The 6,341-nt window shown below is 34.2% G+C and carries 8 protein-coding genes and 2 rRNA genes; 1 reads left to right on the top strand and 9 read right to left on the bottom strand.

Annotation, left to right across the window (positions count from 1 at the left end):
* The 5 genes from BLR54_RS14750 to BLR54_RS14730 all read right to left on the bottom strand — a co-directional run.
* A 16S ribosomal RNA gene (locus BLR54_RS14750) occupies nucleotides 1-79 on the bottom strand; the annotation flags it as partial.
* A 409-nt stretch (nucleotides 80-488) separates the two neighbouring features.
* Nucleotides 489-947, bottom strand: coding sequence for an HD domain-containing protein (locus BLR54_RS14745; RefSeq protein WP_090422403.1), 459 nt, complete (start codon nucleotides 945-947; stop codon nucleotides 489-491).
* A 31-nt stretch (nucleotides 948-978) separates the two neighbouring features.
* Entirely contained in the window at nucleotides 979-1,257 is a 279-nt protein-coding gene (locus tag BLR54_RS14740; RefSeq protein ID WP_176761977.1) for an acylphosphatase, read from the bottom strand.
* 80 nt (nucleotides 1,258-1,337) lie between these two features.
* Nucleotides 1,338-1,985 carry a YczE/YyaS/YitT family protein gene (locus tag BLR54_RS14735; protein ID WP_090422399.1) on the bottom strand — a complete coding sequence of 216 codons (648 nt, stop codon included), beginning with the start codon at nucleotides 1,983-1,985 and terminating at the stop codon, nucleotides 1,338-1,340.
* A gap of 16 nt (nucleotides 1,986-2,001) precedes the next feature.
* Nucleotides 2,002-2,841: a damage-control phosphatase ARMT1 family protein gene (locus tag BLR54_RS14730; RefSeq protein ID WP_090422397.1), complete on the bottom strand. Its 840-nt coding sequence runs from the start codon at nucleotides 2,839-2,841 to the stop codon at nucleotides 2,002-2,004.
* A gap of 188 nt (nucleotides 2,842-3,029) precedes the next feature.
* Between BLR54_RS14730 and BLR54_RS14725 the strand changes: the two genes are divergently transcribed.
* The gene (locus BLR54_RS14725; protein ID WP_090422395.1) at nucleotides 3,030-3,992 is read left to right on the top strand and encodes a putative ABC transporter permease; all 963 of its coding nucleotides are present in this window, start codon (nucleotides 3,030-3,032) and stop codon (nucleotides 3,990-3,992) included.
* 2 nt (nucleotides 3,993-3,994) lie between these two features.
* Here BLR54_RS14725 and BLR54_RS14720 read toward each other — a convergent pair whose 3' ends face one another.
* From BLR54_RS14720 to BLR54_RS14710, 4 genes are all read right to left on the bottom strand, one after another.
* A complete protein-coding gene (locus BLR54_RS14720) occupies nucleotides 3,995-4,405 on the bottom strand; it encodes an acyl-CoA thioesterase (RefSeq protein ID WP_090422393.1) in 411 nt (136 codons plus the stop codon).
* 4 nt (nucleotides 4,406-4,409) lie between these two features.
* The gene (locus BLR54_RS15035) at nucleotides 4,410-4,553 is read right to left on the bottom strand and encodes a hypothetical protein (protein WP_176761976.1); all 144 of its coding nucleotides are present in this window, start codon (nucleotides 4,551-4,553) and stop codon (nucleotides 4,410-4,412) included.
* Between the two features lie 124 nt (nucleotides 4,554-4,677).
* Nucleotides 4,678-5,823, bottom strand: coding sequence for a putative glycoside hydrolase (locus BLR54_RS14715; protein WP_090422391.1), 1,146 nt, complete (start codon nucleotides 5,821-5,823; stop codon nucleotides 4,678-4,680).
* Nucleotides 5,824-6,006: 183 nt separating this feature from the next.
* A 23S ribosomal RNA gene (locus BLR54_RS14710) occupies nucleotides 6,007-6,341 on the bottom strand; the annotation flags it as partial.

Here is a 6,341-nt window from a genome sequence, read left to right as displayed (position 1 = left end):
GAAAATTGCTTCGTTCGACTTGCATGTGTTAAGCACGCCGCCAGCGTTCATCCTGAGCCAGGATCAAACTCTCATGTTAAAAGTTTAATTCCGAATCAGTATAAAACTGACTTGTTTACTAATAAAGGTTTGTATTGTTTCGTCTAGAAACTAAATGAATTTCAAGGATACATGTTTTAAAACTTGTATTAATTCAAGGTTTGTTTCACTGTTCAGTTATCAATCTTCGTTTTGCTTTGTGACTTGCTGTCCCTCAGCGCTCGATTATAATATCATCTCATTCAGCTCTTGTAAACACTTTTTTTCAAATTTCTTGAAGTAAATCAATAGCCTAAAATATAGCTTATTGTTTGAATTGTGTTAATTATTTACACAATATCTCTTTATGGTCTACATATGTATGAAAAACATATTGTAGTACCGTTATCTCTTCTACATCATCAAGACATACGATTATAATAAATGGGTGTAAAAAAAGAGCCTATGTTCTATAGGCTCAGTTCATTACAAAGATTATTATACCGTTGTTGTTCTTTTTCTATTATAGCTTTAGACGTATCCTTAAAACAGTGATCAATAACATCTGCATCTTTAAGTAACTCATCCATTGGCGCATCTACCACCAATTTGTCATCATGATGATAAATTGCAGAACATATAGTGTCAGTTTCTTCCATGGTCGTTAAATCTAGTTTTTCAAGAATATTTCTCGCCAATCCAGCACCTAAATGTGCATGATCATCATAGGAACCACTTTTATATGCATGAAGATCATGAAGCATTCCTGCCATCGCCGCTAACTCTTCATTCAATCCTCGTTTCTTCGCCAAAATTGTTGCGGCCAATGAAACCCCATACAGATGTGCCGTGGCATTCACTCGTTTTTCAACGTCCAGGGAATTAAGTTCGTTATCTATATATTCTCTAAGATCTTTTAATCTACTCATTTTTCACTCCCCCCTAAATGATTATAAATCTTCAATACTGAACAATAAATCCGTGCTCGTCAGTTTCTACTGAGATATGTTCCTTCTCAACTTCATAAATATCAATATATCTATCAGACCCCATGGATTTCAGAAACATATATATATTCTGTTCTGTACCTTGTATTTCAACAGTAACAGTCCCGTCATACTCATTCTTCACATAGCCAGTTAGACAATATTTACTGGCTACGTTGCTAGCCTTATACCTAAATCCTACACCTTGTACACGACCTGAAAAGCACATTCTATATCTTACAATATCTGTCATTATATCTCCACGCTTACACCGCTTACATCTTTTACATATTTTACACTGTTTGCATTTATTGCTTAGTTGCCCTTTTGTCGTTATGATATAATTTTTTTACCCTTTAAAAAAGGCCTTGCTATGTATACATTAAAAAATTCTATCAAAGGCCCCATAAAAAAAGCAGTAATAATTGTACCTACACCAACTATTGTTGGAACATTTATTAATTCTCCACCTGCAGCTAAAAACAAAGCTATTCCAATAGTAACACATACCAAATCAGTTATGATTCTAATATACTGAAATTTTCCTTTTTTCCATGTGTTTACAATTATTAAAGCGATTGCATCATATGTCGATACTCCAAGATCTGCGGTCATATAAAAAGCTGAACCAAAACAAATAATAACAACTCCAACTACCAAACATATCACTCTTACAAATATTGAAGGATTTATTATTATTGTTTGTAAAAATTCATATGTAAACTGTGTAATATATCCTAACAAAAAGAGGTTAATAAAAGTTGCTATTCCTATATAATGTCTATCAAAAACTAGCGCAAACAGTAGCATTACTGCATTTGTAATTACATATAGGGTCCCAAATTTTATAGGAACTAGTGCATCTAGCCCCGCCATAAATGATTGAAAAGGATCAACTCCTAATGCTGCTATCTTAAATATGCCCACACTGATAGCACAAACTATTACCCCAAACAAAGACATTCCTATTCTCTTCCTCATCGTCCCCCCTAATACTCTATTCTTCAACAAAAATACCCGTTAATCTAGGAACACTAAATCTGTCGATAAACAATTCACATTTACATAAAAATGTAAAAAAAGCATGATGTCCCTCTCCCGCAAAAGATTCATAGTTAGCCTGCCCCTTAGAGAGAATAACATCTGCAGTATCAATCGCCTGCTTCGCTTTACCTGATAGCCTACGATACACGGTTCCTGCAATCTTTTCTCCATTGGTAATGACATCAAACTCCTCTGTTAAACCCACATAAATGGCATCGTCCATTGTTGCATCATTGGATACTTCTCCGCCTCGAACCATTACTGATATTTCTAATTGAGGGAATCTCTTCTGCAACTGTCGTAACATAAGCTTGTCTAAAACTATTTCTCCACAATTATCTGTAAGAAGCAGAAACTTATTCCCATTGGTACACTGCTTGCAAAAGGATTCATATGTCTTAAGCTCATCCTCACGCATTTTTATCGTGTTGAACAACTCTAAAAATGTACTTTCTTCTACATTTTGAATTACACCAAAATCGATATAATTACCTATTCTCGCCATTACCAGTGATGTTTCTAATGGATCATCGCTTGATTCTATTATTGATTCCAGTTCCTTCTCCATAGAAAGAACTAAGTCATTATACTTCTTATTTACTTCCTTGAAGCTGGGCATCGGTCCAATGTATTTTTCATGTGCTTGATTAAATGCATAATTCATTTCTGCACTGCAAGCGACAGAACTACGATTTTCCAAAATACTTTTTATTTCTGCAAGATATTCATCATTATCAGTCTTTGCAGCTTGTCTGTCATACATGCATTTTACACATTTTTCGTTAAGTATCATTTTTCTCTATTTTCCCTTATTTCAACAAAATATCTCTCTACAATATACCATACATGCCCTATAGTATCTATGTCATAGACTCTTATAGATGACAAAAAATATAAAGACGCTTATTATATGAATATACTGTTCTGTATAATAACAATATTCTTTTTGATTATTTTTTAACCCTATGATAGGAGGTATAGATGGATTTTTTTGTTAACATTTTATTAATTTTTTTTATATTTTCTATTATTGGATGGTGCATAGAAGTCACGCTGAAATACCGACAATTCGGTCGATTTATTAATAGAGGTTTTCTTATTGGACCATGGTTACCTATATACGGCGCTGGGGCATCTTTGATTACTCTTACTGCCTCAGGTCTTAATCCTGTTGAATCAGGGATTGGAACCACCTTCACAATTTCCCTTATTACGTGTGGTCTTATAGAGTATCTAACTAGTTATTTTATGGAAAAAAGATTTCATGCAAGATGGTGGGACTATAGCCAAAAACCTATGAACTTAAATGGTCGTGTTTGGATTGGAAATCTAGTATTATTTGGTTTAGGTGGCATTTTGATTATACACCTTATTAATCCCTTCCTTTATGGAGTAATGAAAAACATTCCTCTAATCACAAAGGAAATGATATCAGGTTGTCTTTCTGTCATTTTTATTACTGATTATAGTGTATCGCATTTTGTTTTGAAACTTGTAAAAATAGGAGTTGAATCAAGCGATGCAGATAATACAGAAGCCATTAGTCAAGATATTAGACTCCTATTCCGTGATAAATCTATCTTATACCGACGTTTTGCAAATGCTTATCCTGATGTGATATACAGAACTGAAAAAGTAAAAGCAAGAATGGAATCAATCCGTGTGGAAACAGAAAAATTTAGAGTTGAGGCGGAAAAGAGAATAGATGAAATCAACAAACAATATGAAAAAAATAAAGCCGAATGGGATGCTAACATTAAGGCAAGTAAACAACAGCTGAAATCCAATCTAGAGCCTTCCAGTTCGATAAGAAACACCCTTATTGAAAAGCAAACTTCCTTGATAAACATGCTTTATGATGAAAACACCGCATCTCAACAAGCAAAAAAACTATTTGCCGATATTGAAATAGAACGTTCTCGTTTAGAAAAACGTCTCTGGTAATACTACTTACCAGAGACTATCTCCATTAAACAATTATAAAATTCAGGAAATGACTGCTTTAATCTAAGAGGCTTTCCATCTCTTGATAAAAAAGCATGAGATGTTGTCCCTTCACAGACAATTTCTCCCTCATGGTTTTTCATTTCATAGTATATTTTTAATTTGACCCCCTTAAACTCGACCACTTTAACGTATATATCTATTTGATCTGCAAATGTGGTGGTCCTTTTATAATCACAATCTACTTTAATAACAGGAGAAACTATACCTAGTGTCTCCAGTTTTGAATAATCCCAACCTATGTTAGACAAAAAATTAATTCTGGCCTCTTCCATCCATCTGATATAGTTGGAATGGTGAGTTATTCCCATTTTGTCTGTTTCATAATATTGTACAACATGTTTATACTTCATTACTTCACCGTTTTTCAGAAAATCTTAACTCGCATTTTATATTACAGAAAATTGGCACATAACCATATTGGTATTTCTTTCGTGCATCCTCAGTAGATATTTCAAATTTCTTACCACAATTTGGGCACTTCAGAGTAATCATTTCCATAATTAACCCCTCCTATATCTCAATATCCCTTATAAAGCATACGATTTTTATGCACAAATCTACTAATTATCAGTTTATCACTTTTTTAATAAAGAATGTTAAAAATCACAAATACTTTTCATTATTAAAATCCTCCCATAGAATAATCACTCTTGGAATTCCATAATATCCATTCTTCATAACCAGCATCATGCAGGGCTTGTATTTGCATGTTTATCGCATAACTATCATATGTAATTGAATCAGGAATCCATGTTGCTGTGAAAGCTTGAAGCCATGGTCTTACTACTGCACATTTATACTCAGGTGTGGCCGATAGCACTGTCTGTGATCCGTTTAACGCTGCATTAATTGTCTCATATGGATTTGCATCTGGTAAATCAATTCCAAATTCTCCTGCAGCATAATGTGAAGGGTATATCATCGGACAGATAATATCAAGAGAACATGCAAGATTAACATAATCTTGACCAATATGTGATGCGTCTTCATTACTTTTTATTATCGTCCCAAATACATCTGCCGAAACAGGGACGTTATACCTGTGGATACTATCACATGCTCTCGTTAAAAATTCATTTATATAACGCTGCCGATTATCATCATTAGTATCAACACCATAAATAGCTTCTTCTGCATTTTGTCCAACTGGGAAACGAACATAATCAAGCTGAATCTCATCAAAACCTAGTTCACAACATGTTTCTGCTATACTAATTATGTACTCCCAAACTTCTTCTTTAGCTGGATTTACCCACTCATTGCCATTTGCATCTGTAACAGGGGTACCATCACTAGTTTTTAAGCATAAATCTGACTTTGCTTTTGCTAAAATCGGATCTTTAAAACACGGAATTCTTGCTATTACATATATATTATTCTCTTTAAGTTTTGATAATAACCCTTCAATATCTGAAATATAGGGGATACATGCTTCGTTTTCCTGTACATACTGATTATCCATTTTGAAAGTAATATTACCAAAGTCATCCTTTACATCTAATACTATAGCGTTTGCATCAGAATTATTTATTATATTAATAATTTCATCCATTTTTTCAGTCCCGGCAATAGGGCCTGTAACATATAAGCCGCAAACTTTAGTATGCGATTTTTTCCAATCGCTTTTTGTAAAAACCTTCTCTTCTTGACATATTGATTGCTCTATTTTATCGATAATTTCATTTTTCGTTTTGGTGTTTCTATATGAAAATAGAAATAAAACCCCTACAAATGCTAATAACCCTATAGCAGATAAATATCGTCTCATATTTCACCTTTCTAGATGTTTATTAATATTAGAAAAAGTTTATCACTGTTTCAACAGAAGATAAATAATATATAAATTTGAATACAAAAAAAGCAAACCATTATGGTTTGCTCTAGAATTCTATTTATTTATAACAACCTCAAAACTTCATACAGATTACGAGAACTTTACACTTACATCTTTTAGAATAAACCTTCGATCTATTAGTATTCATCAGCTGAATGCATTACTGCACTTACACCTTGAACCTATCTACCTTATCGTCTTTAAGGGATCTTATCTCCTTGAAGGAGGGGATATCTCATCTTGAGGGGGGCTTCACGCTTAGATGCCTTCAGCGTTTATCCCGTCCAGACTTGGCTACTCAGCTATGCCGTTGGTCGACAGCTGATACACCAGTGGTCCGTCCACCCCGGTCCTCTCGTACTAGGGGCAGCTCCTCTCAAATATCCTCCGCCCGCGCCGGATAGGGACCGAACTGTCTCACGACGTTCTGAACCCAGCTCGCGTACCGCTTT

This window comes from Pseudobutyrivibrio sp. YE44, assembly GCF_900104335.1.
In the GTDB taxonomy this organism is placed as follows: Bacteria; Bacillota; Clostridia; order Lachnospirales; family Lachnospiraceae; genus Pseudobutyrivibrio.
The sequence above is the reverse complement of the archived record's forward strand: the minus strand, read 5'-3'. Positions and strand labels throughout refer to the sequence as shown.